The organism is Paracoccus versutus, from assembly GCF_029909795.1.
In the GTDB taxonomy this organism is placed as follows: Bacteria; Pseudomonadota; Alphaproteobacteria; order Rhodobacterales; family Rhodobacteraceae; genus Paracoccus; species Paracoccus versutus.
In genome coordinates, this window is the sequence record NZ_CP038197.1 from 2,570,001 (window position 1) to 2,593,139 (window position 23,139).

Annotated in this window: 18 protein-coding genes, 1 tRNA gene, 2 rRNA genes and 5 pseudogenes (1 of these 26 cut by a window edge); 15 read left to right on the forward strand and 11 right to left on the reverse strand. The window is 62.3% G+C overall.

The window, feature by feature from the left end; translation table 11 throughout:
• From E3U25_RS24030 to E3U25_RS24040, 3 genes are all read left to right on the forward strand, one after another.
• Positions 1-853 (forward strand): 23S ribosomal RNA (locus tag E3U25_RS24030) (it extends 1,994 nt beyond the left edge of the window).
• A gap of 139 nt (positions 854-992) precedes the next feature.
• Positions 993-1,107 (forward strand): 5S ribosomal RNA (gene rrf / locus E3U25_RS24035).
• 61 nt (positions 1,108-1,168) lie between these two features.
• Positions 1,169-1,245, forward strand: a tRNA-Met gene (locus tag E3U25_RS24040).
• Here the strand turns inward: E3U25_RS24040 and E3U25_RS24045 are convergent.
• The 4 genes and pseudogenes from E3U25_RS24045 to E3U25_RS24060 form a co-directional block, all read right to left on the reverse strand.
• Positions 1,202-2,860, reverse strand: a complete 1,659-nt coding sequence (locus tag E3U25_RS24045) for a recombinase family protein (RefSeq protein WP_116222834.1) — start codon at positions 2,858-2,860, stop codon at positions 1,202-1,204. The genes E3U25_RS24040 and E3U25_RS24045 overlap by 44 nt on opposite strands.
• A 19-nt stretch (positions 2,861-2,879) precedes the next feature.
• The gene (locus E3U25_RS24050; protein WP_081465088.1) at positions 2,880-3,062 is read right to left on the reverse strand and encodes a hypothetical protein; all 183 of its coding nucleotides are present in this window, start codon (positions 3,060-3,062) and stop codon (positions 2,880-2,882) included.
• A gap of 183 nt (positions 3,063-3,245) precedes the next feature.
• Positions 3,246-3,671: pseudogene (locus E3U25_RS24055) on the reverse strand (hypothetical protein); the annotation flags it as partial.
• A pseudogene (locus E3U25_RS24060) lies at positions 3,670-4,200 on the reverse strand (Mu transposase domain-containing protein); the annotation flags it as partial. The pseudogenes E3U25_RS24060 and E3U25_RS24055, both read right to left, overlap by 2 nt.
• Between E3U25_RS24060 and E3U25_RS24065 the strand changes: the two are divergent.
• The 8 genes and pseudogenes from E3U25_RS24065 to E3U25_RS24100 form a co-directional block, all read left to right on the forward strand.
• A pseudogene (locus E3U25_RS24065) lies at positions 4,199-4,847 on the forward strand (recombinase zinc beta ribbon domain-containing protein); the annotation flags it as partial. The pseudogenes E3U25_RS24060 and E3U25_RS24065 overlap by 2 nt on opposite strands.
• Entirely contained in the window at positions 4,844-5,248 is a 405-nt protein-coding gene (locus E3U25_RS24070; protein WP_072464323.1) for a hypothetical protein, read from the forward strand. The pseudogene E3U25_RS24065 and the gene E3U25_RS24070, both read left to right, overlap by 4 nt.
• Positions 5,248-5,517: a helix-turn-helix domain-containing protein gene (locus E3U25_RS24075; protein WP_232221010.1), complete on the forward strand. Its 270-nt coding sequence runs from the start codon at positions 5,248-5,250 to the stop codon at positions 5,515-5,517. Before E3U25_RS24070 ends, E3U25_RS24075 begins: the two co-directional genes overlap by 1 nt.
• On the forward strand, positions 5,514-7,652 hold the full coding sequence (locus tag E3U25_RS24080; protein ID WP_028717455.1) for a type I restriction-modification system subunit M: 2,139 nt from the start codon (positions 5,514-5,516) through the stop codon (positions 7,650-7,652). Before E3U25_RS24075 ends, E3U25_RS24080 begins: the two co-directional genes overlap by 4 nt.
• Entirely contained in the window at positions 7,649-9,109 is a 1,461-nt protein-coding gene (locus E3U25_RS24085; protein WP_072464324.1) for a restriction endonuclease subunit S, read from the forward strand. Before E3U25_RS24080 ends, E3U25_RS24085 begins: the two co-directional genes overlap by 4 nt.
• A 2-nt stretch (positions 9,110-9,111) precedes the next feature.
• A complete protein-coding gene (darT, locus tag E3U25_RS24090; RefSeq protein ID WP_028717457.1) occupies positions 9,112-9,783 on the forward strand; it encodes a type II toxin-antitoxin system toxin DNA ADP-ribosyl transferase DarT in 672 nt (223 codons plus the stop codon).
• 17 nt (positions 9,784-9,800) lie between these two features.
• A complete protein-coding gene (darG, locus tag E3U25_RS24095) occupies positions 9,801-10,865 on the forward strand; it encodes a type II toxin-antitoxin system antitoxin DNA ADP-ribosyl glycohydrolase DarG (protein ID WP_028717458.1) in 1,065 nt (354 codons plus the stop codon).
• Positions 10,865-13,804, forward strand: coding sequence for a type I restriction endonuclease subunit R (locus tag E3U25_RS24100; protein ID WP_036698973.1), 2,940 nt, complete (start codon positions 10,865-10,867; stop codon positions 13,802-13,804). Before darG ends, E3U25_RS24100 begins: the two co-directional genes overlap by 1 nt.
• Before the next feature lie 144 nt (positions 13,805-13,948).
• Here the strand turns inward: E3U25_RS24100 and E3U25_RS24105 are convergent.
• From E3U25_RS24105 to E3U25_RS24935, 4 genes and pseudogenes are all read right to left on the reverse strand, one after another.
• A pseudogene (locus E3U25_RS24105) lies at positions 13,949-14,143 on the reverse strand (IS5/IS1182 family transposase); the annotation flags it as partial.
• A gap of 84 nt (positions 14,144-14,227) precedes the next feature.
• Positions 14,228-15,784, reverse strand: a complete 1,557-nt coding sequence (locus tag E3U25_RS24110; protein WP_011749544.1) for an ISL3 family transposase — start codon at positions 15,782-15,784, stop codon at positions 14,228-14,230.
• 65 nt (positions 15,785-15,849) lie between these two features.
• A complete protein-coding gene (locus tag E3U25_RS24930) occupies positions 15,850-16,035 on the reverse strand; it encodes a DCC1-like thiol-disulfide oxidoreductase family protein (RefSeq protein WP_338117759.1) in 186 nt (61 codons plus the stop codon).
• Between the two features lie 89 nt (positions 16,036-16,124).
• Positions 16,125-16,232 (reverse strand): annotated as a pseudogene (locus E3U25_RS24935) (DCC1-like thiol-disulfide oxidoreductase family protein); the annotation flags it as partial.
• A 169-nt stretch (positions 16,233-16,401) separates the two neighbouring features.
• Between E3U25_RS24935 and tnpA the strand changes: the two are divergent.
• From tnpA to E3U25_RS24140, 4 genes are all read left to right on the forward strand, one after another.
• Complete coding sequence (gene tnpA / locus E3U25_RS24125) at positions 16,402-16,785, forward strand: IS66-like element accessory protein TnpA (protein WP_017998946.1); 384 nt, start codon at positions 16,402-16,404, stop codon at positions 16,783-16,785.
• A complete protein-coding gene (gene tnpB, locus E3U25_RS24130; protein WP_011746417.1) occupies positions 16,782-17,129 on the forward strand; it encodes an IS66 family insertion sequence element accessory protein TnpB in 348 nt (115 codons plus the stop codon). The genes tnpA and tnpB overlap by 4 nt, the downstream gene beginning before the upstream one ends.
• A 62-nt stretch (positions 17,130-17,191) precedes the next feature.
• Positions 17,192-18,820, forward strand: a complete 1,629-nt coding sequence (gene tnpC / locus E3U25_RS24135; protein WP_116222469.1) for an IS66 family transposase — start codon at positions 17,192-17,194, stop codon at positions 18,818-18,820.
• Entirely contained in the window at positions 18,820-19,116 is a 297-nt protein-coding gene (locus E3U25_RS24140; RefSeq protein WP_011746419.1) for a hypothetical protein, read from the forward strand. The genes tnpC and E3U25_RS24140 overlap by 1 nt, the downstream gene beginning before the upstream one ends.
• A 245-nt stretch (positions 19,117-19,361) precedes the next feature.
• Here E3U25_RS24140 and E3U25_RS24145 read toward each other — a convergent pair whose 3' ends face one another.
• The 3 genes from E3U25_RS24145 to E3U25_RS24155 all read right to left on the reverse strand — a co-directional run bounded on the left by E3U25_RS24145 (position 19,362) and on the right by E3U25_RS24155 (position 22,592).
• Entirely contained in the window at positions 19,362-19,655 is a 294-nt protein-coding gene (locus tag E3U25_RS24145) for a hypothetical protein (protein ID WP_116222470.1), read from the reverse strand.
• 9 nt (positions 19,656-19,664) lie between these two features.
• Positions 19,665-20,752, reverse strand: a protein-coding gene (locus E3U25_RS24150; RefSeq protein WP_076611590.1) for an IS3-like element ISPbe1 family transposase whose coding sequence is annotated in 2 segments (ribosomal slippage) — positions 19,665-20,497 and positions 20,497-20,752 — 1,089 coding nt in all. Because the reading frame shifts where the segments join, the coding sequence is not laid out codon by codon here.
• Positions 20,753-20,786: 34 nt separating this feature from the next.
• Positions 20,787-22,592, reverse strand: a complete 1,806-nt coding sequence (locus E3U25_RS24155; RefSeq protein WP_208861623.1) for an ATP-binding protein — start codon at positions 22,590-22,592, stop codon at positions 20,787-20,789.
• Positions 22,593-23,139 lie beyond the last annotated feature (547 nt).

Here is a 23,139-nt window from a genome sequence, read left to right on the forward strand (position 1 = left end):
GCAGACTTCCCGCGGTTAGACGGAAAGACCCCATGCACCTTTACTATAGCTTCGCACTGGCATCAGGATTGCGATGTGCAGGATAGGTGGTAGGCATTGAGCCCGGGACGCCAGTTCCGGTGGAGCCATCCTTGAGATACCACCCTTCGCACTCTTGATGTCTAACCGCGGCCCGTTATCCGGGTCCGGGACCCTGCGTGGTGGGTAGTTTGACTGGGGCGGTCGCCTCCCAAAGAGTAACGGAGGCGCGCGAAGGTTGGCTCAGAGCGGTCGGAAATCGCTCGTCGAGTGCAATGGCAGAAGCCAGCCTGACTGCAAGACTGACAAGTCGAGCAGAGACGAAAGTCGGCCATAGTGATCCGGTGGTCCCGAGTGGAAGGGCCATCGCTCAACGGATAAAAGGTACGCTGGGGATAACAGGCTGATGATGCCCAAGAGTCCATATCGACGGCATCGTTTGGCACCTCGATGTCGGCTCATCTCATCCTGGGGCTGGAGCAGGTCCCAAGGGTATGGCTGTTCGCCATTTAAAGAGGTACGTGAGCTGGGTTTAGAACGTCGTGAGACAGTTCGGTCCCTATCTGCCGTGGGTGTAGGATACTTGAGAGGAGTTGCCCCTAGTACGAGAGGACCGGGGTGAACGTTCCACTGGTGGACCAGTTATCGTGCCAACGGTAGTGCTGGGTAGCTATGAACGGACAGGATAAACGCTGAAGGCATCTAAGCGTGAAGCCCCCCTCAAAACAAGGTATCCCTTGAGAGCCGTGGAAGACCACCACGTCGATAGGCCGGAGATGTAAGCGCAGCAATGCGTTCAGTTGACCGGTACTAATCGCTCGATAGGCTTGATTTGATCCGGAAGAAGACAGACCAGCTTGTCAAGGACAAGCAGCCCGCCTTCTTCCAAAAGCATCCTTGGACAATGTCTTCCCGATCCCGAAGCGGCGAAAGCCCGAAGGGAAGCGGAAACGCCGATTTCGCTCCTTTTCCGGTCTGGTGGCTTTAGCACGAGCAAAACACCCGATCCCATCCCGAACTCGGCCGTTAAGTGCCGTCGCGCCAATGGTACTGCGTCAAAAGACGTGGGAGAGTAGGTCACCGCCAGACCTGAAAAGAAGCGAAAATCTCTCGGAACGAAAAAGCACCGCAAACCACGCGATGCAAATGGCGCGGGGTAGAGCAGCCCGGTAGCTCGTCAGGCTCATAACCTGAAGGTCGCAGGTTCAAATCCTGCCCCCGCAACCATCTTTACTTGCGCCCCCGCTGCATCCGCCGCGGGGTTTTTGCGTTGCGCCGAAAGCGTAAGGATTCCGGCAAGATCGCCCTGAACGTCGATCTCGATCCGATCCTCCCCCGGCGTCAGCACGATCCGGTCGATCAGCGAGCGGATGATCTCCGCCGCCTCGATGCGCTGCGTCTCGTCGTCGCTCTGCAGCGTCTCGTAGAGCTGCTGCACCCGCGCCCGGTATTGCAGCGCCATCGAGGGATGCAGCAGGGGCGGGGGCTCGTCGGTACTGGCCAGGAAATCCTGCAGCTCCGCCTTGCGGGCGCGCAGCTTGTCGCCGCGCTCCTTCACCGCCTCGATCGAGATGGCGTCCCGCATGTAGAGATCCATCAGCTTCTCCTCCTCGCGGGCGATCCGCTTCAGTTCCGCCTCGGCCTTGTCGATGCCGGCGCCGCTTTCCATGCGCAGCCGGTTGGTCTCCCTCGTATAGGCGTCGCAGAACTCGGCGAAGAGGTCGGGGTCGACCAGGCGGGTGCGCAGGGCGTTCAGCACCCGAGATTCCAGCTCGTCGCGGCGGATGTTCATCCGGTTGTCGCAGGTGCCCTTGTTGCGCGCCGTCGAGCAGCCGATCAGCTCCTTCGAGATCGCCGAATAGCCGCCGCCGCAGCAGGCGCACTTGGTCAGCCCCGAAAACAGGTATTTGGGCCGCCGGCGGTGGTTCACCTTGCGGACGTCGGCGATGCCGCGCGCGTCCCGTGCAACGGTATTGGTCTTCTGCCGCGCCTTCACGGCGTTCCAGAGATCGTCGTCGAGGATGCGCAGTTCCGGCACCTCCTGGATCACCCAGTCCTCTTCCGGGTTGGGACGCGCCTGGCGCTTGCCGGTATCGGGATCCTTGATGAAGCGCTGCCGGTTCCAGACGATCCTGCCGACATACATCTCGTTGTTGAGGATGCCGTTGCCGCGCTTCGGGTTGCCGTTGATCGTGCTGAAGCCCCAATCTCCGCCCGAAGGGGCGGGGATGCCGTCCTTGTTCAATGCCATGGCGATGGCCTTGGCCGATTTGCCGGCGGCATAGTCGCGGAAGATCCGGCGCACCACCTCGGCCTGCGCTGCGTTGATCGTGCGGTCGCCGCGGCTCGGCTCGCCATCGCCGTCGAACTTCTTGACCACGTCGTAGCCGTAGGAATTGCCGCCGCCGGACTTGCCGGCCTCGACCCGGCCGCGCTGGCCGCGCCGGGTCTTGTCGGCCAGATCCTTCAGGAACAGCGCGTTCATCGTGCCCTTCAGCCCGACATGCAATTCGCTGATCTCGCCCTCGGAGAGCGTGAACATCTTCACGTCGGCATAGCGCATGCGCTTGTAGATCCCGGCGATGTCCTCCTGGTCGCGGCTGATCCGGTCCAGCGCCTCGGCCAGCACTAGGTCGAAGCGGCCGCGCGTCGAATCCATGACCAGTGCCTGGATGCCGGGACGCTGGATCATGCTGGCGCCGGAGATGGAATGGTCGGAATATTCCTCGACCACCCGCCAGCCTTCCTTCTCGGCCCGCAGCCGGCACATGCGGAACTGGTCGGTGATGGACGCATCGCGCTGCTGGTCGGAGGAGTAGCGGGCGTAGATTGCGACCTTCATGGCGGCACTCCCTGTCGGATCAGGAGGCGCCGGGTTCCCTGGTCTTGCCCTGCGCCTCGAAATTGCCTCTGGCGGCCTGCCTACCCAGCAGGCGCACCAGCCTGACGAGGCGCGGGTCGGGATTGCCGCGGGGCGTGAAGCCGAGTTCCGGCTCGCCGAGCAGCAGGGCGTCGAGCAGCGCCTCGCGTTCGCTCCGCGTCATCGTGGCCTGGGTTCGGGAAGCTGGCAAGGTCATAATCGCCAGCATCGGCACAGAGATCCGCTTAAGCAATGGAAATCGCTGTGGAATAATCGGCGGTGAATGGCATGGGCCGGGGTGCGGCAAGGCAGGGTGGCGTAGAGCAGCGCGCTCCGGCGTCGTGCAATGACTTGCCGGAATCCGGGATCAGCGCGACCGATGCCGGCGCCAGACCTCGATCATCCAGCCCAGCATCACCGCATTGAGGACATGCCACAGGAAATGCGTGCCGAAGGGCAGGGCGCCGCAGAGGGGCTGATCCAGCGTGCGGAAGGTCAGCGAGACGATCAGGATCCCGGCGCCGACGGCGAGGCCGCGCGCCGTTTCCGGCAGGCGTCTGCGCAGCAGCAGCGCATAGATCAGAATCAGCAGCGGCACCGGCGCATAGCTGGCAGACGAGCCGAGGCCGGGGATCATCGCGAAGACCGGCACCGTCGCGGCAGCGTAGGGAATGAAGCCCGCCGTTACCAGGGCGGCGATCCAGGGACGCGCCCCGAAATAGTCCCGTGTGGCGGCGAAGACGTAGAGCAGGATGAAGCCGACGATCGGCAGCACGTCCATCAGCCCGGTCATAGGCCCGGATCGAGACGTCCTGATGGCCGTAAGCGACCGGCACCGAGTAGTCGTTGGTCTTGTAGCGCACCAGAGATTGCGACGAGACGCGCCCGGTCGCCTGATCGCAGGCATCAAACGGTGCCGCCGGGAGCGGGCGCATCGCGGCGAGGTCGCGCTGCAATCTCTCGCCGATCGTTTCGCTTTCGCCGCGCAGGACATCGAGCTGGCGCCGCTCGCATTGCTCCTCCAGCCAGAGGTTGAACGCGTCCCAGGTCGCGAATTCCGGCATCGGCACCATGAAGTTGCGACGACAATAGCCCACCAGGCCTTCGACATTGCCTTTGTCGTTACCCTTGCCCGGGCGGCCATACCGATCCCGGATCAGGTAATGCGACAGGAAACCGCTGAACAGCGAAGCACGCTTGCGGGTGCCGTCTGGCAGGATCTTCGCCACCAGACAGCGGTCGTTGTCATAGACGATCGACTGAGGAACCGCCTCGAAGAAGGAGAAGGCGTGGATGTGACCGTCAACCCAGGCTTCGGCCAACCGGATCGACAAGAAATATCTCTACCGGATGCTGAGCAATCGCGCCTATATCGGCGAGGCGGTCCACAAGGGCGAGCTACCCCGGCGAGCATGACGCCATCATCGACACCGGGATGTGGGACAAGGTCCACGCCATCCTGACCGAAAGCCCGCGCAAGCGTGCCGCGCGCACCCGCGCGGAGACACCAGCGCTGCTGAAGGGGCTGCTGTTCGGGCCGGACGGCGCAGCGTTCTCGCCGACACACACCCGCAAGGGCGGCAGACTCTACCGCTACTACGTCAGCCAGACGGTGCTGAAGCACGGCGCGGGGGCGTGCCCCGTCGGCCGCGTCCCTGCGGGCGAGATCGAGGCGGCCGTGCTCGACCAGTTGCGCGCCGTGTTCCGCCAGCCCGAGATCGTTGCGGGGACGTGGAAGGCGGCGCGGGCCCACACCGACGACATCACCGAGGCCGATGCCCGCGCGGCGCTGCAGCAGATCGACCCGCTTTGGGACGAACTCTTCCCCGCCGAGCAGGCTCGCATCGTGGCGCTGCTAGTCGAGAGCGTGGACATCGGCACGGACGGGCTCAACGTCCGGCTGCGCGTCGACGGGCTCAGCGGTTTGGCCCGCGAGATGCTGGCCGGCGACATCGGAGAAGCTGCATGACCCGCGGGGTTCCGATCCCGGAGACCGTGACGCTCCGCGTGCCGTTCCGCATCGTGAAGCGCGGCGGGCGCAAGGAGATGCACCTCCCCGATGGGGCCGCGACCCAGCGCCGCCCCGACGATGCCCTCGTCAAGGCACTGGCCCGGGCCTTCCGCTGGAAACGGATGCTGGAATCGGGCGAGTTCGCCACCATTGCCGAACTTGCGGAACGTGAGGGGATCGCGGTGTCCTACGTCACCCGGCTTCTGCGACTGACGCTCCTCGCGCCGGACATCGTGGAGGCCATTCTCGACGGGCGGCAGGGACCGGCGGTGACGCTGGCGCGATTGATGGAGCCGTTCCCACTGGGGTGGAAGCGCAAGTGCCCCTTGATGACAAGCAGTGACAGGAATGGGCACTGATGGACTGGCTTACCCCGGCTTCCCCTGCTAGGATCTCCGAAATCTTCGAGAGGACAGGGATGGTTATGCAGCCCGAACCCGCGATGACTGTTCGCGACGTCGCTGGTTACCTGAACGTCGATGAAAAGACGGTCTACCGCCTGGCCAAGCGGGGTGAACTGCCCGGCTTCAAGGTTGCAGGCGCGTGGCGCTTCAAGAGGGCCGATCTGGATGCATGGATCGATCAACAAAAGCAGGCTGCGCAAGATAATTCCGGGGGCGGGCATTGAGTGAACTGAACATCAGCAATTTCATCTGGAACATCGCCGATGATATCCTGCGCGACGTCTATGTCCGGGGAAAGTACCGGGATGTCATTCTGCCGATGACGGTTATTCGGCGTCTCGACGCGGTGCTGGAGCCGACCAAGGACGCCGTGCTCGCGATGAAGACACAGCTCGACAAGGCTGGAGTTGCCAATCAGCACGCCGCGTTGTGCCAGGCGTCCGGGGAAGCGTTCTACAACACCTCGCAGTTCCGCCTGCGCGACCTCACATCCCGCGCGCGTCGCCAGCAGCTGAAGGCGGATTTCGAGGCTTACCTCGATGGCTTCTCCCCGAACGTCCAGGAAGTGCTGGACAAATTCAAGTTCCGCAATCAGATCCCGACATTGGTCGAAGCCGACGCGCTCGGCTTCCTGCTCGAGAAGTTTCTCGATCCATCGGTCAACCTCAGTCCGAAGCCCGTGCTGCACGCCGATGGCACCGTTCGCCTGCCGGGCCTCGACAACCACTCGATGGGCACGATCTTCGAGGAGCTGATCCGACGCTTCAACGAAGAGAACAACGAGGAAGCCGGCGAGCACTTCACCCCGCGCGACGTGGTGGAGCTCATGTCCCATCTCATCTTCATGCCGATCGCCGACGACATCCAGTCGGGCACCTACCTCGTTTACGACGGGGCATGCGGCACCGGCGGCATGCTGACCGTGGCGGAGGAGACATTCACCAGGCTCGCGACCGACCACGGCAAGGAGGTCTCGGTTCATCTGTATGGCCAGGAGGTCAACCCCGAGACCTTCGCCATCAGCAAGGCCGACCTGATCCTGAAGGGCGAAGGGCTCGAAGCCGAGAACATGAAATTCGGCTCCACGCTCTCGTCGGATGCCTTCCCGTCCCACGAGTTCGACTTCATGCTGTCGAACCCGCCCTACGGCAAATCGTGGAAGACCGATCTCGAACGCATGGGCGGGAAGAAGGACATCCGCGATCCCCGCTTCCTGATCGAGCATGGTGGCGACCCCGAGTTCAGCCTGATCACCCGTTCGAGCGACGGCCAGATGGTGTTTCTGGCCAACATGCTCAGCAAGATGAAGACCGCGTCGCCCCTCGGCAGCCGCATTGCCGAGGTTCACAACGGATCGTCGCTCTTCACCGGCGACGCCGGGTCGGGCGAGAGCAATGTCCGGCGCTGGGTCATCGAGAATGACTGGCTGGAGGCCATCGTCGCCCTGCCGCTGAACATCTTCTACAACACCGGGATCGCGACCTACATCTGGGTGCTCAGCAACCGCAAGGCAGAACACCGCCGCGGCAAGGTGCAACTCATCGACGCCACGTCCTGGTTCAGGCCGCTCCGCAAGAACCTTGGCAAGAAGAACTGCGAACTGGGGCCCGACGATCTTCGCCGGATCACCGACGCCTTCATGCAGGGCCGCGAGGACGAGACGTCGAAAATCTTCCCCAACGCGGCGTTCGGCTACTGGAAGGTCACCATCGAGCGCCCGTTGCGCCTGAAGGTCGAATTGACGGATGCTGCGCTGCGCCGCTTCCGCAGGGCCTGCGCCGATGTGGGCGAGGACGATCTGGCGCGCGCGGTCGAGGCGGTCGCCGACCATGCGGGCGCCGGCCCGCATCTCGACTTCAACCGGTTCGCAATGCAGGCCGAGGCGGCCGCCGCCGGGCTTGGCATCCGGATGACCGCCAAGCGGCAGAAGCTGCTGATGTCGGCGCTGGGGGTCAAGGCGGCCGAGGCGGCGCCGGTCATCCGCAGGGTCGCGAAGCCGAAAGCCGGCGCCGACATCGACCACGACGCGCTGCACGGCAGCTATCGCACCACCATCGATGGCAAGCCGGTTGTCGTGGATTACGAGCCGGATACCGACCTGCGGGACACCGAACAGGTGCCGTTCCTTGAGGATGGCGGCATCGAGGCCTTCGTCCGGCGCGAGGTGCTGCCCCATGCGCCCGACGCCTGGATCGACGCCTCGAAGACGGTGATCGGCTACGAGATCAGCTTCACCCGGCATTTCTACAAGCCGCAGCCGCTGCGAACGCTCGACCAGATCGAGGCGGATATCCGCGCGCTGGAGAGGCAGACGGATGGCCTGCTGGAGGACGTGCTGGTAGGAGGCCGGGGCGCATGAGGGCGCGCGCGCTTGCCGTGGCGCCGTCGGCGGAGCGTGGGGGACTTGCCCCCTACGCCTCCTGTCGCGACAGCGGGTTGCCTTGGCTCGGCGCGATCCCGTCGCATTGGGATGTGCGGCGCGGGAAATACCTCTTTCGCGAAATCGACGACCGGACCGACACGGGGACGGAGACCTTGCTATCCTTGCGTCAGGCTCATGGCCTGATCCCGCATGCCAAGGTTTCGACCAAGCCGGTCACGCCTGACGAATTGAAGGGATACAAGCGCATTCGCGCGGGGCAGATGGTCCTGAACCGGATGCAAGCGTCGAACGGCATGTTCGCAGTGGCGCACGAAGACGGGCTGGTGAGTCCTGACTACGCGGTTTTCCAGCCCATCCAGCCGATGGAACCCGATTACTTCATCAACCTTTTCAAGACGAACATCTACCGCGCGAAATTCCGTCAGGAGTCGAAAGGGCTTGGAACCGGCATGTCGGGTTTCCTGCGCCTCTATTCGGATCGCTTCGGGGCCATTCATGTCCCGCAGCCACCGCAGGACGAACAGCGGCAGATTGTCGAGTTCGTTAGATCCTATGATCGTCGCGTCCGCCGCCTGATCCGCAACAAGCGGCGGCTGATCGGGCTGTTGAACGAGCAGAAGCAGGCGATCATCAACCGCGCCGTCACGCGCGGCCTGAACCCCGCCGCCCCGATGAAGCCCACCGGCATCGACTGGATGCCCGAGGTTCCGGCGCATTGGGAGGTTCGAAAGGTCAAGCAGGTTGCTTCCTTCAACCCCTCCAGAACGGAAAGCTCGACGGATTTTGACGACGACGATGAGGTCGTCTTCCTGCCCATGGAGAACGTTTCTGTCGCCGGTGAGGTTGACTGTAGCGCGCGTGGCAAGGTCGCGGACCTGCGGAGCGGATACACCTATTTTAGGCGGCATGACGTTGTGGTCGCCAAGATCACGCCATGCTTCGAGAATGGGAAGGGCGCGTATCTAGGCGCTCTCGACACCGAGATTGGCTTCGGCACGACAGAGTTCGTGGTGTTGAGAGCAAACCCGGAAATCGACCCCGGCTTTTTGTATCAGGTGACGATGCTGCACGCGTTCCGTCGTGATGGCGAAATGGCAATGACTGGGGCAGCGGGCCAGCAGCGTGTGCCCTTGAACTTCATGCGGGAGTTCATGTTCGGCCTCCCAGATCTGCAAGAGCAGCGACGCGTCCTCGCCTTCGTGGAACTCGAAACCCAGAAGATCAATCAGACGATCGAGAAAGCGAAATCGGAAATCTCGCTCGTCATGGAATACCGCGAGCGCCTGATTGCCGATGTCGTCACCGGCAAGCTGGACGTGCGTCACATCAAGATCACGACGCCCACCGACGAGCCGGTCATCGACGAGGACGACGCGCTGGATGAGGACCTGAACGCCGAGGACACGGACGAACTGGCGGAGGCCGAGGACTGACCATGCCGCCACCCGCCGCCCCGAAAATCTATCACATCGTGCACGTGGACCGGCTGCCCTCGATCATCGCCGAGGGCGGTCTGCTGTGCGATGCCGAGATCGTCCGGCGCGCGGCGGCCAACCCGGCCATGGGCACCACCATCGGGATGACCAGCATCAAGGAACGGCGGCTGAACGAGCTCGAGCTTTCCAGCCATCCCGGCCTGCGTGTCGGCGGCTGCGTGCCCTTCTACTTCTGCCCGCGCTCGATCATGCTCTACCTGATCCATTGCGCGAACCATGCCGAACTTGCCTATCGCGGCGGCCAGGGGCCGATTGTCCATCTGGAGGCCGACCTGCGCGACAGCGTCGCTTGGGCGAATCAGAACCGGTCCCGCTGGGCCTTCACCCTGTCGAACGCCGGGGCCTATTACTTCGAGGACCGGGCCGACCTCGAGCAGCTTGACGCCATCAACTGGGACGCGGTCCAGACGAACCGCTGGGCGGGGAACGGCATCTCGCGCTCGGTCAAGGAAGGCAAGCAGGCGGAATTTCTCATGGAACGGGCTTTTCCATGGCAGCTTGTGACCCGGATCGGGGTAAGGTCGCAACAGGTCTACGGGCAAGTCAGGGCGGCCTTGCAGGCGGCGGGCCATAAGCCGCATGTCGAAATCAAGCCGGATTGGTACTATTGATGGGGAGGGAGGCAGCGATGTTCGAATACAAGACGGGCGATATTCTGGCCGCCGATGCCGACGCCCTGGTGAATACGGTGAATTGCGTCGGCGTGATGGGCCGAGGGATCGCGCTTCAGTTCAAGAACGCGTTCCCGGAGAATTTCCGTGCCTACGAGCAAGCCTGCAAGCGTGAGGAAGTCCGGCCGGGCCATATGTTCGTCTTCGAGACCGGCCAGCTGACCAGCCCGCGATACATCATCAACTTCCCGACCAAGCGCCACTGGCGCGGCAAGAGCCGTATGGAGGACATCGACGCGGGGCTGAAGGATCTGCAGCGAGTCATTCGGGAGAGGAAGATTCGGTCAATCGCCATTCCCCCGCTTGGCAGCGGGCTGGGCGGCCTCGACTGGAATGAGGTCCGGCCAAGGATCGAAGAGGCGCTGCGCGGCTTCAGCGACCTGCATGTCATCATCTTCCAGCCGAATGGCGCCCCGGAACCGGCCCGGATGGCAAGGCGGCAGACGGCCCCGAACATGACCCCCGGCCGTGCGGCGCTGGTCGGCCTGATGGACCGTTACCTCAGCGGGCTTCTGGATCCGTTCGTGACGCTGCTTGAGGTGCACAAGCTCATGTATTTCATGAAAGTCAGTGGCGAGCCGTCGATGGAGCGGCTTCGGGTGGTGAAGGGTCCATACGGCCCGTATTCGGAGAACCTGACCCACGTCCTGCGCGAGATCGAGGGATATTTCGTCTCCGGCTACCGCGACGGGGGCGATGCGCCCAACAAGCAGCTCGAGCTTGTGCCGGGAGCGGTGAAGGACGCCGACGAATTCCTCGAAGAGCATCCAGACACGCGGGCCCGTTTCGACAAGGTGGCCAGCCTCGTCGAAGGCTTCGAGACGCCATTCGGGCTTGAGCTTTTGTCAACGGTCCACTGGGTGATCACGCACGAGTCCCCGCACTCGATCAATGAGGCGGTCTCCAAGGTTTACGGGTGGAATGATCGCAAGAAACAGTTCTCGCCGAGGCAGGTCGCACTGGCGGCGGAGGTCCTTCAGAAGAAGGGCTGGATCGATGCCGGTGCATTGCAGGCGGGCTGATGACGACGGACACCAGCGAGAAAGGCCTCGAAGCCCTCATCGTCCGCTCGCTCATTGACGAGGCGGGTTACGTCGCCGGGGCTTCGAAGGATTTCGACCGGGACCACGCCGTTGACCTGACGAAGCTGTTCGACTTCCTCAACGCGACACAGCCCGAGGCTGTCGAGGCGCTCGGCATCGGCGAGGATGGACCGAAGCGGCTGCAGTTCCTGCACCGACTGCAGGGCGAGATCGCCAAGCGCGGCGTCATCGACGTGCTGCGCAACGGCGTGAAGCACGGCCCCGGCTCGGTGGAGCTGTTCTTCGGCACGCCGACCCCGGGCAACGCCAAGGCCGAGGCGTTGTTCGCCGCGAATATCTTCAGCGTCACCCGCCAGCTGCGCTATTCGAAGGACGCCACCAAGCTGTCGCTCGACGCGGCGGTCTTCATCAACGGCCTGCCGGTTGCCACCTTCGAGTTGAAGAACAGCCTGACCAAGCAGACGGTCGAGGATGCGATCGAGCAATACAAGCGCGACCGCAATCCGAAGGAGTTACTGTTCCAGTTCGGCCGCTGCGTCGTCCACTTCGCCGTGGACGATCACGAGGTGCGGATGTGCACACAGCTGAAGGGCAAGGCGTCCTGGTTCCTGCCGTTCAACAAGGGCTGGAACGACGGCGCGGGCAATCCGCCGAACCCTCATGGGCTGAAGACCGACTACCTGTGGAAGGAGTATCTGACGAAGCGGAACCTCACCGACATCCTTGAGAACTACGCGCAGGTGGTCGAGGAGGTCGACGAGCGTGGCAAGAAGAAGCCGCCGAAGCAGGTCTTCCCGCGGTTTCACCAGCTTGACGTGGTGCGCAAGCTGCTGGCCGATGCCGAAGCCGTAGGGGCCGGAAAGCGGTACCTGATCCAGCACTCGGCCGGTTCGGGCAAGAGCAACTCGATCGCCTGGCTTGCCCATCAATTGATCGGCTTGGAGACGGCCGGAAAGACGACCTTCGAGTCCGTCATCGTGGTCACCGACCGGCGTGTTCTGGACAAACAGATCCGGGACACGATCAAACAGTTCGCGCAAGTGTCATCCGTCGTGGGCCACGCCGAAAAGTCCGGCGACCTGCGCGCCTTCCTGAAGGCCGGCAAGAAGATCATCATTACGACGGTGCAGAAGTTCCCCTTCATTCTCGACGAGATCGGCGACGAGCACCGTGGGCGAACCTTCGCCATCATCATCGACGAGGCCCATTCCAGCCAGGGCGGTCGCACTGCCGCGAAGATGAACATCGCGCTCGCGGCGAATGGCGCCGAGGAGGAGGACGAGACGGTCGAGGACGCCATCAACCGTCTGATGGAAGCTAGGAAGGTGCTGCCGAACGCCAGCTATTTCGCGTTCACTGCGACGCCAAAGAATAAGACGCTGGAGGTATTCGGCGCTCCGGTCCCGCAGGACGACAAGGTCAAGCACGTGCCTTTCCACAGCTATACGATGAAGCAGGCGATTCAGGAGGGCTTCATCCTCGACGTGCTGAAGCACTACACGCCGGTTGACAGCTACTACCGGCTCATGAAGACGGTTGAGGACGATCCCAAGTTCGACACGAAGCGGGCGCAGAAAAAGCTCCGCAAGTATGTGGAATCCCATGACCATGCGATCCGGAAGAAGGCCGAGATCATGGTCGATCACTTCCACGACCAGGTCATCGCGCACCGCAAGATCGGCGGCGCGGCCAGGGCGATGGTCATCACCAACGGGATTCAGCGCGCAATCCAGTACTTCCACGCCTTCCAAGCCTATCTGAAGGAACGTAAGAGCCCGTACCAAGCTATCGTCGCTTTCTCGGGCGAACATGACTATGGCGGCCAGAAGGTCACGGAAGCGACGATGAACGCCTTTCCGAGCAGCCAGATCGAGGAGCTGATTCAAAAGGATCCGTATCGCTTCCTGATTGTCGCGGACAAGTTTCAGACCGGCTATGACGAGCCGCTGCTGCACACGATGTACGTGGACAAGACGCTGTCCGGCGTGAAGGCGGTGCAAACGCTGTCGCGCCTCAACCGGGCGCATCCGCAGAAGCACGATACCTTTGTTCTCGACTTCATGAACGACTTCGACGCGATCAAGGCATCCTTCGAGCCGTACTATCGGACCACGATGCTCAGCGAAGAGACCGATCCCAACAAGCTGCACGATCTGAAGACCTCGCTGGACGGCTACCAGGTCTATTCTTGGGAACAGGTGGAGGACTTGGTGGCGCTCTACCTCGGCGGCGCGGACCGGGACAAGCTCGACCCGATCCTCGACTCTTGCGTGGCCGTATACAAGGCAGACCTCGACGAGGACGGACAGGTCGACTTCAAGGGCAAGGCGAAGGCGTTTACCAGGACATACGGCTTCCTGGCTGCGATCCTTCCCTTCAGCAATGCCGATTGGGAGAAGCTGTCGATCTTCCTGAATTTCCTGACGCCGAAGCTGCCGGCCCCGGAGGAGCCGGACCTGTCAAAGGGTATTCTCGAGGCAATCGACATGGACAGCTATCGGGTCGAAGCTCAGGCAACCATGGCCATCGTGTTGCCCGACGCAGACGCAGAAATCGGGCCCGTGCCGACCACGGGGGGCGGCGGCCGGCCCGATCCCGAGCTCGATCTCCTGAGCAATATTCTGAAGGTCTTCAACGAGATGTTCGGCAACATCGATTGGAAGGACAAGGACAAGATCGGGAAGGTGATTGCAGAGGAGCTGCCCGCGAAAGTCTCGGCGGACAGGGCGTATCAGAACGCCATGAAAAACTCGGACAAGCAGAACGCCCGGATCGAGCACGACAAGGCGCTTGAACGCGCGGTGATCGAGCTGCTCTCCGACCATACCGAGTTGTTCAAGCAGTTCTCCGACAACCCGTCGTTCAAGAAATGGCTGTCCGAAACGATCTTCACAGCGACATACGCCGATGCATCGTAACGGCGCGACCGGACAAGTTCGACGTGAGGGGCGACAGGAAGCGAAGGGAACCGGGATCGGAGTCCGCGCTGGTTCGAAATAAAATCATTTGTGGACAGATGCTTACAAGCTGTTCACCTAAACAGTCCGGCCTGAACAACTCTCTCAAGCGGCGGATGCGACGCTGTGACGGCGCCTCTCGCACAGGGTGACGGCGTTGATGAGGTAAAGCAGCAGACACCAGAAAGCCCGGAGATGGGCGAGGATTTTTCGGATGTTGTGGCCGCAGCCACAGAGGATGGCGAAGATCGCGTCGCCGATGCGGCCCTTCAGCGGGCACCTGGCGAGGCGACCGTCTGTTGACCGGCGTGGAATAAGGACCCCGCTTCTGGGGTGATCGGCGTCCAAAAGGGGGTCTGACTCAAAGTTGGTGCATTTTCTGGTTTACGCCGGGGCGAGGAGCCGTGCCCTGAGCAGATCGATGTTGGCGCGGCCATACATCTGGCGTTTGAGGGTCTTCAGCCGATTGATCTGCCCCTCTGTCTGCCCGTTCGACCAAGGTTCGCGCAAGGCGGCGGCAACGGCGGCGCAGTCGCTGCGAAGGCCACGGGCAAAGGAAGCGATCATGCTGTCTGCCGCCTCATCGAGCCAGCTGGCCAAGACATCCTCACGCCCGTTTCGAACCATATCCGTGAACCTGTCGGCGAGCGCCCGGGCGGTCGCAAGGGCTGGCGATGCCGCTTCGATCTGCGCGACCTGAAGCGCATCGGCTCTGGACAGGTGATCCCGCCCCATGGTCAGGAGCCGCGCAATCCTGCGGGCAGGTGGCGATTTCCCCATCCCGTTCGGCACAGCTTGCTCGGCGCGGCGCTGGCGTGTCGCCCATTCTCCGACGACCCGAAGACTGCCGCGGAAACCATCCTCCCTGAGGCGGCGCCAAAGCTCGGCGCCATTCCGGCAACCACCGTTCCATTCCCGCTCCAGCCGTGGCAGCCAGGGTGTCAGACTGCTTTCGCGGATGCGGAAGACATCTTCGCGCTCGCCACGCAGGATCTGGCGAACGAGCTTGCGGCTGAGGCCGGTCGAGCGGACGATACGCTTGATGGGCAGGCCCTCATCGGCCATCGTCCTCACCATCCGATTGGTTTGCTGGCGACGCCGAAAGCCTTCGTATTGCAGCCTTTCCGCTGCCGTCAGCAGCGCGGGATCGAGCGTCTTCGCCCCGATCGCCCTGCGGATGACGGGCATGCTGCGCTGCACGGCCGCCAGGAATGCGGCACTCGCGTTCTCAAGCAGATGCCAACGATCGGCGACCTGAACCGCCTGTGGCAAGGCACGGGTGGCGGCACCGCCATAGCCGCCGTTGCGGTCGCGGGCGATAATCCGGATGCCGGGATGTGCGCGGAGCCACGCTTCCACGGTGGCAGGCTCGCGATCGGGCAGCAGGTCGATCACCTGCCGCCGTTCCAGGTCGCAGATCATCGTGCCGTAACGCTGCCCCTTGCGCCATGCCCAGTCATCGATGCCGATGACACGCGGTGGTTCGGAGACGGGGCCCATCAGGCTCCGCGCCCCACGCAAGAACGTGTCTTTGCTTGCAGGCACGAGAAGGCGCCGGGCGAGCGCCTGAGCAGGTCGTCCGCCGAGGGCAAGACCGAGGTGACGCACAAGATCCTGCAAGCGCGAGGTGCGTCGCATATGCGGTCGGGTGACGCCGGACGGAAACCGTTCGGCGAAAATCCGGGCCGGACAGCCGGGCGCGCGGCAGCGAAAGCGACGAACCTGCAAGACGATTTCCACGGCTCGCCCATGCGCAGGAACATCGGCCGGGCGACGTCGATACCGACTGTGGACATGCTCCGAAATGCTCCCGCAGTGTGGACAGGCGGCCGCGGCCGCCGAAGAGCGGGCATGGATACGGATGGTATTGCCATCGAGCTCGATCTGATCGGCCGTAAGCCCTGCCGGCAGAAAATCTCGGCGTGAAAACCATGACGCCATCGGTAACCTCCCTGAAAGAAGGCCAAAATGTAGCGAGGTTGAAGCTCAACTGCACCAAATCTGCGTCAGACCCCCTTTTGGACGCCGATAAGGGGGCACTCTTCAACGCCGATTGACACGGCGCGGCCGAACAGTGCATAGCGGTTGCGTGCGAAGCGCCGGTAGAGCCAGTTGCGCACCGGCCGGGGGAAGATCCGCAGCACGCCGGCCATCCGGGTCCATCCGCCCAGGCGGCGGCCGGCCTGAAGCACGGCGTCGCAATCGACATGCGTCCCCCCCCGCCATCGATGAACAGCCAGCTCGAGGGATCCTCCCGCTCCAGCCCGTAATGGCGCAGCAGGGCCGCGCCCAGTGGACTCTGGATCGGGCAGATGCGCACCGTTCCGGTGCGGTCGAGCCGGTGGATCATCCGCGCGCCCCAACTGCACAGGGCGCATTCGGCATCCATCACCGCGACGGGCTGGAGATCGTCGAAATCCGGCACCGCCGGATCCTCGCGGAAGGAAAAGGGTTCAACCGTAACGGCCCGATTGTTACCGCCTGCCTGAGTTTGGGCTGATGGATTAAGGCACGTGCATAGTGACGTCGTTAATGACGTGTCTTATGCGGGTGTGGGGATGCGGGGCGATATTCTTGGACTGGAGCGGCGGCGGCGGTGGAGCGACGAGGAGAAGCTCGAGATCGTTTTGTCGGTCGGCGTGGACGGGGCGACGGTGACGCAGGTTGCACAGCGGCACGATGTGACGCGGCAGCAAATCTATGCCTGGCGGCACCAACTGAAGAAGAAGGGCGTGGTTTCGGCGTCTCCGGAGACGCTGTTTCTGCCGGTTGGATTGGACCGGCCCACGGAATTGGTGATGCAGACAGCGGCCATCTGCACAGGAGCGCCTCGGCCTGCCCAGATCGAGTTGCAGTTGGCGAATGGTCGCTGCCTGCGCTTCGATCCGGCTCTGGATACCGTGACGCTGACACATGTGATCCGTGCGGTGGAAGGGGCATGATCGGGCCGGGAACCGGCGTTCGTGTCTATCTGGCCTGCGGCGTGACCGACATGAGGAAGGGAATCTCCGGGCTGGCTGCACTTGCCCAGGATGTTCTGCGCCAGAAGCCGGCCGGCGGTGCGGTTTTTGCATTCCGCGGGCGTCGCGGCGACAGGTTGAAATTGCTTCATTGGGATGGTCAGGGCTTCTGCCTGTATTACAAGGTGCTGGAGAAGGGGCGCTTTCCCTGGCCGATGCGCGGGGATGGTGCGGTTCGCCTGACCTCGGCGCAGCTGGCCATGCTGTGGGAAGGCATTGACTGGCGCAGGCCGGATTGGGGCGCGCCACCGGCCCGGGTGGGCTGATTTACCCTGCTAAAACGCCTTGTTTTTATGGCAATTTTGCCTGCCTTGTGGTAGGTGGGCGCATGTCGAATGCGGCCCAGACCCTTCCTGATGATCCGGCGCTTCTGAAGTCGCTGATCGCGGCGTTGCAGGCGGAAAACGCGAAGATCTCGGCCACGTTGCGCGCCCATGACCAGTTGATCCAGTCCCTGCGGCTGCGCATTGCCAGGCTGAAGAAGCAGGTCTTCGGCCAGTCCTCGGAAAAGATCGAGCGCGAGATCGAACAGCTGGAGCTGGCGCTCGAGGATCTCATGATCGCAGCGGCCGAAGGCCAGCCTGACGTCGTGAACGACGGCCAAAACGATGATGGGTTGGAAACGGCACCTGCCGATGAAGCTGCCGAGCGCCCATCCCGCCGACGTCCCCGGGTCTCGGACAGCACGCCGCGCGAGCGGCGGGAGCTCGACCCCGGCAGTTGCTGCCCCGATTGCGGCGGCGATTTGCGCCTGGTGGGCGAAGATGTCAGCGAGATGCTGGATCTGATCGCGGCACAATTGAAGGTTGTCCAGATCGCCCGCCTGAAAAAGTCCTGCCGCCGCTGTGAACGCATGGTGCAGATGCCGGCCCCCAGCCGGCCGATCCCCGGCAGCATGGCCGGTGCGAACCTGCTCGCCCACATCCTCGTCTCCAAGTTTGATGATCACCTTCCGCTTTATCGCCAGCATGAGATCTTCACCCGGATGGGCGCCGACATCCCGGACAGTACCTTGGTCGACTGGAGCGGTCGCGCCATGAAGGTGCTGGCACCGCTGATCGAGCGGATCGAGGCAGACGTGATGGCCAGCGACCTCCTTCATGCCGATGACACACCGATCCGGGTGCTGGATCGCGCGGGCCGCGACAAGGGATTGGGCAAGGGTGTGAAGAAGGGACGGATCTGGGCCTATGTCCGCGATCAGCGCCCTTGGGCAGGCACGTTGCCACCCGGCGCGGTCTATGCCTTCGCGCCGGACTGGAAGGAAGAGCATGTCCATCGCCACCTCGCCAACACCTGCGGCATCCTGCAGGCCGACGGCTACAAGGGTTATGCCAAGCTCTACGATCCAGGCCCGGACGGGACTCCCTGCCTGCGGGAGGCTGCCTGTTGGGCTCACCTGAGGCGCGACTTCCATGATGAATGGACCAAGACCAAATCCGCGATCGCCCGCGAGGCGCTCGACCGTATCGGCGCGCTCTATGACATCGAGCGGGAGATCACCGGCCATCCCGCCGATATCCGCCTTGCCGCGCGCCGGAAACACAGCGTTCCGAAGGTCGAGGTCTTCTTCGCCTGGTCAGAGCAGCAGCTCTCGCGGATCCCCGGCAAGGGCGATCTGGCCAAGGCCTTTCGTTACGGGCTGAGCCGCCGGGACGCTTTCAGCCTGTTCCTTGAGGACGGCCGGGTGGCGATCGACAACAATCCTGCCGAGCGCGCGCTGCGCCCGATCGGTGTCGGGCGCCGCAACTGGCTCTTCGCCGGTGCGGATACCGGAGCCGAAACGCTGGCCCGCGCCATGACCATCGTTGAAACCGCCAAGATGAACGGCCTGGACCCCCAAGCCTATCTGGCCGACATCCTGGCCCGCATCCATGATCACAAGATCAATCGGCTCGACGATCTGTTGCCCTGGAACTGGTCGCCGCTGCCCTCCGCCCTGCACGAGGCCGCCTGATGGCAACCGTCACCCACGTCTGCACCCTCGACTACATCGCAAAGATGCTGGGCGAAGACCCCGAGCTTCTCAAAGCCATCGTCTACAACGACGACAACCTGACCTATGGCTCGATCATCAGCGTCTATACCGGCCCGGATGACACCGTCACCGCCCTGACCGATGACGGTATCGATGAACTGAAAGACATGCTCAGGGACGCGCGCATCACCACCGAAACCTGGCACGCGTTCCTCGACGACTTTGTCGATGACGCGGAACTCGTCGCCCGCATCAAGGCTCAGTCGCCGCGGTAACAATCGGCCGGTTACGTTCAACCATGACACCGGTGCGGCGCAATCCAAAGCTGCTGGGCATCGCGTGGCCTTCGCGCTGGTTGCGAACTGACAGTGAATGCCGGCGGCCGCCTATTGGGGCAGGAAGTTTGTCGCGTTGTATCCCAACGGCCGTTTCCGGGAGTGCTGCTTAGCAGCGCGCCGCAGCCTATCCGGCCGTAAAGAGCCGTCGACTTGACCTGCCAATACGTCCGGCGATGGCCGATCTACTCCGGGCTGAAGAAGCTCTTGCCAGAAATCCCAGCACGGTCGAAGAAGGCTTGGTTTCGCCCACGGGCGTCGCTGAGCAGGGAGTCCCAGCCAATCAACTCGATGGAGCCGCGGAAACCGTCGCGGGGCAGATAAATGCGCCCTCGTCCATCGGCCGTTCGCTGCCACGAGAAGGTCCACTCATCGAGCTTGCCGACGATATCAGCGACAATGAAGCAGTAGAATATCGTGTTCTGGTCGAGTTTGATGGGTCGCCCTTTGGTAATCCCCCCATTTTTAGCGGGGTGCATCCGTAGAATTCACGCGGCCATCTTCAGTTTCTGTGCGGGTGTGATGCCGCCGATGCCCATGTTCGGGCGGTCGTTGTTGTAAGTCCAGAGCCATTGCGTGGCGAAGTCCTGAGCCTCCTCGATGGTTTCGATGATGTATTGATCGAGCCATTCATGCCGTACGGTGCGGTTGTAGCGCTCGATATAGGCGTTCTGCTGGGGCTGTCCGGGTTGGATGTGCTGGATGGTGATCTTCCGCTTTTCGGCCCATTCCATCAGCTTGCCGCTGATGTATTCCGGGCCATTGTCGACCCGAATGGTGCCGGGTTTGCCGCGCCATTCAATGATCCTGTCGAGGCTTCTGATGACCCTTTCCGCTGGCAGTGAAAAGTCGACCTCGATGCCCAAGCCCTCCCGGTTGAAGTCGTCCAGCACGTTCAACAGCCGGAACTGGCGGCCATCCCCCAGACGATCGGCCATGAAGTCCATGGACCAGGTCAGGTTCGGCGCATCCGGCACGGCCAGAGCCTCGGGCTTCTCACGCTTCAGCCGTTTGCGGGGCTTGATCCGCAGGTTCAGTTCCAGCGCGCAATAGATGCGATAGACACGTTTGTGGTTCCATGGATGCCCCTTCACGTTGCGCAAATGCAGGAAACACAGGCCAAACCCCCAGGTCTTGCGGGCGTCCGTCAGCCCGACCAGCAGATCGGCGATCTCCTCGTTCTCGTCCTTCAGCTTCGGGCTGTAGCGATAACAGGTCTCGCTCACCCCGAAGGCCCGGCAAGCCAGCGCAATGCTGACCCCGTGTCGCGCCACCGCTTTCTCGGCCATCTCGCGGCGTTGAGATGGCCGCGTCATTTTTTTCCGAGAGCCTCCTTCAGCAAATCGGCCTGCATGCTGAGATCAGCGTACATCCGCTTCAGCCGCCGGTTCTCCTCTTCCATAGCCTTCATCTGGCTGATCAGGGACGCGTCCATGCCCCCATACTTCGCCCGCCACTTGTAAAACGACGCGCTGCTCATGCCATGCTCGCGGCACAGCTCGGCCACCGGCATCCCGCCTTCGGCCTGACGCAGGATCGAAAGGATCTGCGCTTCAGTGTATCTGCTTGTCTTCATTCAGAATCTCCTCGTTCATCTTGCCGAGAAAATTCTACTTATGCAGCCCCTTACTTTCGGGGAGGATTACCGGTCGCCCTTTGACGTCCCGCATATTACCAGCCTGCAACCGCCGCACATAGCGCTCAACCTGTAAGGCGGGATTTTCATTGTCGGCGTAACTCGAGCGCCCAGGCCGCTTAAACTCGACTAGTAAGACCTTCGAGGGCTCTTCGACTTGGCGCAAGCCGTGGACATGATCGAAGATCAGGACATCGGGCCGCTCGTCACTTTCAATCGCGTCCGACAAGACCGAGAACTCCTCGTCGGAGCTGAAGTACTGCGCGAACGTCAGTCGCTCATCGACGATCCAGAGGTCGTGCGATGCGGCGGCCTCGACCTTGCGGCTGCCATCCTCCAGGGTGTTGACGCGCAACGGGCAGATGAAGGAGTGCAGGACATCTTCGCGCTGGTAGGCACTGTCGCGCGTATCGTCGCGAACCTTCTCCAAAAGGATTTCGATGAAATCCAGCACCACCTTGCGACGCACGACATACTCAGCAAGACTGCGCTGTTCGGAATCCTCCAGCGCCTTGCCCGCTTCGGCGATCGCCCCCGAGAACGATGACACGTCGGCCGCGCCGTCCTTGAGTCGGGTCAAGACCGTACGGATCTTTTCGGCTTGGCGCTGATCGCGACGGAAACGCTCGCGCGAGAGATGGCCGTAGATCGCGTCGCCATTTAGTTCGCCAGAAGGCAGCTTAGATTGTAGTTCGGCGGTGTTACCGAACGCCACCGAAGGGTAGGTCTCGGTGATCTCCTCGATCTTGATGCGCTGCTCACCACTTAGCTTGGACAACGGCTCGGCGAGGAACGCCTCGATATGATCGGTGCAGACGTCGTTGATGATTCGCTCAAGCACGGCGTCTTCGAACATGAACGCTGTCCGCTCCTGGTTGACGTTTTGATCCAGAAATTCACCGGTCAGGATGGCATGGAAAACACGATCGTTGTTCTCGCCAAAATACTTAAGCCCCAGCTTGCCATCGATGCTCTGGGAGTGGACCGTGCGGTCGTGAGCGATGAAGTGCACGAAGTGCGAGCCCTTCAGGTCGGCGCTGGCGACCTTGTCGCATTCCATCAGGGTAAGGAAGAGCGTACCGTATGCTTCGGTCTCAAGCCTCAGAGCCGTCTGCTTGCGATGGACGATTTTGTCGATGTCAGCGGGAAAGTGACGGGTTTCGTCGCCGACCAGCACCGTGACCTGGGGACACCGGCCGCTGATGAAGGTCGGCAGAAAATGAGAGGTCAGGTGCTGGAAGACGAAACTGTCGCGACCGGGGAACTTGTTGAAGTAAGCGTTGTCGCGTAGCCCGGTAAACTTGACGTGGAACGAAGTTTCGCGGCCGGGGGCCGCGGCCTCGATGACGTGGTTCTGGATCTGGTCCTCGTTGGCCAACACGAACGCGAAGCGCCGCTCTTTGCGCACGCCGTCTTCGTCATCGAAGACGCTCATAACCTGGGTTTGCCGAAAGCAATCGAGCCAAAGTAGCCGTCCAACACCCTTGCCGCCGATCAGAATCTTGTTGTCGCTGTCGGTAGTGGTAAACGACTCCCAATTCCGCTCATCGAGGCCGACGCCGTTGTCCTCGACCGTAGCCCAAACGTTCTCCTTCTTGCGATCAGTGCTGACCGTGACGACGATGCGCCCCTTGGACGTTACGTTATGGCCGAACTTGGCCTGCACTGAGTGGATCGAGTTGCTGATCGCCTCGAAAAGGGGCTGCATGGCCGCCGCGACATTCGATGGCTTGGGCAGGCGATCTATGCGTTTGACCAGATTGGGACGCAGCGAAGTCATTGCGCGACAACCCCATAGCGCCGGACGCGCATACACTTAGCCCTCATATCCGCGATCAAGGTAGATGTCTCCGAGTCTCTTTTGATGCGCCGATCATACCCGCGACGAAAATGATTTCGATGGAAAAAGCCGAACCGGCATTTCGCTGCGCCGACAAACCAGATCAGCTTCGTGGGCTTTGCTCCGCCTCACGCCCTTCGCGTACAAAAACCTTAACCCCATGCTTATCAGAAGTGAACCAGCCTGAAGGGCGCCCGGCAACAGGGTTTCTCAACAGTATCAGTCCAAAGCAGACACTAGCCTCTACCGCGGCGATCAGCAGAAAGTTCCGTATCACTACCATGATGACCGGGAACTTGCTGCGGAACCTGTTGAGTGTCCGCTTCCGGGAATGCCGCCGCGCAGCAAGGACAGCACTTGACCGACCGCTATGGGCCGCACCTTGCCTGTCCGGGGGCAGATCGCCCGGCTCAGCCAAACCTGCCACTTGCTGTCCCGCAGCATGTTGCTCGAGAGTCCATTGCTGCCGTTGGAACTGATCCGGCGC

Excerpts from the sequence above, each read along its gene's own strand:
- E3U25_RS24045 (WP_116222834.1), bottom strand. The coding sequence starts at position 2,860 with ATGAAGGTCGCAATCTACGCCCGCTACTCCTCCGACCAGCAGCGCGAT.
- E3U25_RS24050 (WP_081465088.1), bottom strand. The coding sequence starts at position 3,062 with ATGACGCGGAGCGAACGCGAGGCGCTGCTCGACGCCCTGCTGCTCGGC.
- E3U25_RS24070 (WP_072464323.1), top strand. The coding sequence starts at position 4,844 with ATGACCCGCGGGGTTCCGATCCCGGAGACCGTGACGCTCCGCGTGCCG.
- E3U25_RS24075 (WP_232221010.1), top strand. The coding sequence starts at position 5,248 with ATGGACTGGCTTACCCCGGCTTCCCCTGCTAGGATCTCCGAAATCTTC.
- E3U25_RS24085 (WP_072464324.1), top strand. The coding sequence starts at position 7,649 with ATGAGGGCGCGCGCGCTTGCCGTGGCGCCGTCGGCGGAGCGTGGGGGA.
- darT (WP_028717457.1), top strand. The coding sequence starts at position 9,112 with ATGCCGCCACCCGCCGCCCCGAAAATCTATCACATCGTGCACGTGGAC.
- darG (WP_028717458.1), top strand. The coding sequence starts at position 9,801 with ATGTTCGAATACAAGACGGGCGATATTCTGGCCGCCGATGCCGACGCC.
- E3U25_RS24100 (WP_036698973.1), top strand. The coding sequence starts at position 10,865 with ATGACGACGGACACCAGCGAGAAAGGCCTCGAAGCCCTCATCGTCCGC.
- E3U25_RS24110 (WP_011749544.1), bottom strand. The coding sequence starts at position 15,784 with ATGGCGTCATGGTTTTCACGCCGAGATTTTCTGCCGGCAGGGCTTACG.
- tnpA (WP_017998946.1), top strand. The coding sequence starts at position 16,402 with ATGCGGGGCGATATTCTTGGACTGGAGCGGCGGCGGCGGTGGAGCGAC.
- tnpB (WP_011746417.1), top strand. The coding sequence starts at position 16,782 with ATGATCGGGCCGGGAACCGGCGTTCGTGTCTATCTGGCCTGCGGCGTG.
- tnpC (WP_116222469.1), top strand. The coding sequence starts at position 17,192 with ATGTCGAATGCGGCCCAGACCCTTCCTGATGATCCGGCGCTTCTGAAG.
- E3U25_RS24140 (WP_011746419.1), top strand. The coding sequence starts at position 18,820 with ATGGCAACCGTCACCCACGTCTGCACCCTCGACTACATCGCAAAGATG.
- E3U25_RS24145 (WP_116222470.1), bottom strand. The coding sequence starts at position 19,655 with ATGCACCCCGCTAAAAATGGGGGGATTACCAAAGGGCGACCCATCAAA.
- E3U25_RS24155 (WP_208861623.1), bottom strand. The coding sequence starts at position 22,592 with ATGACTTCGCTGCGTCCCAATCTGGTCAAACGCATAGATCGCCTGCCC.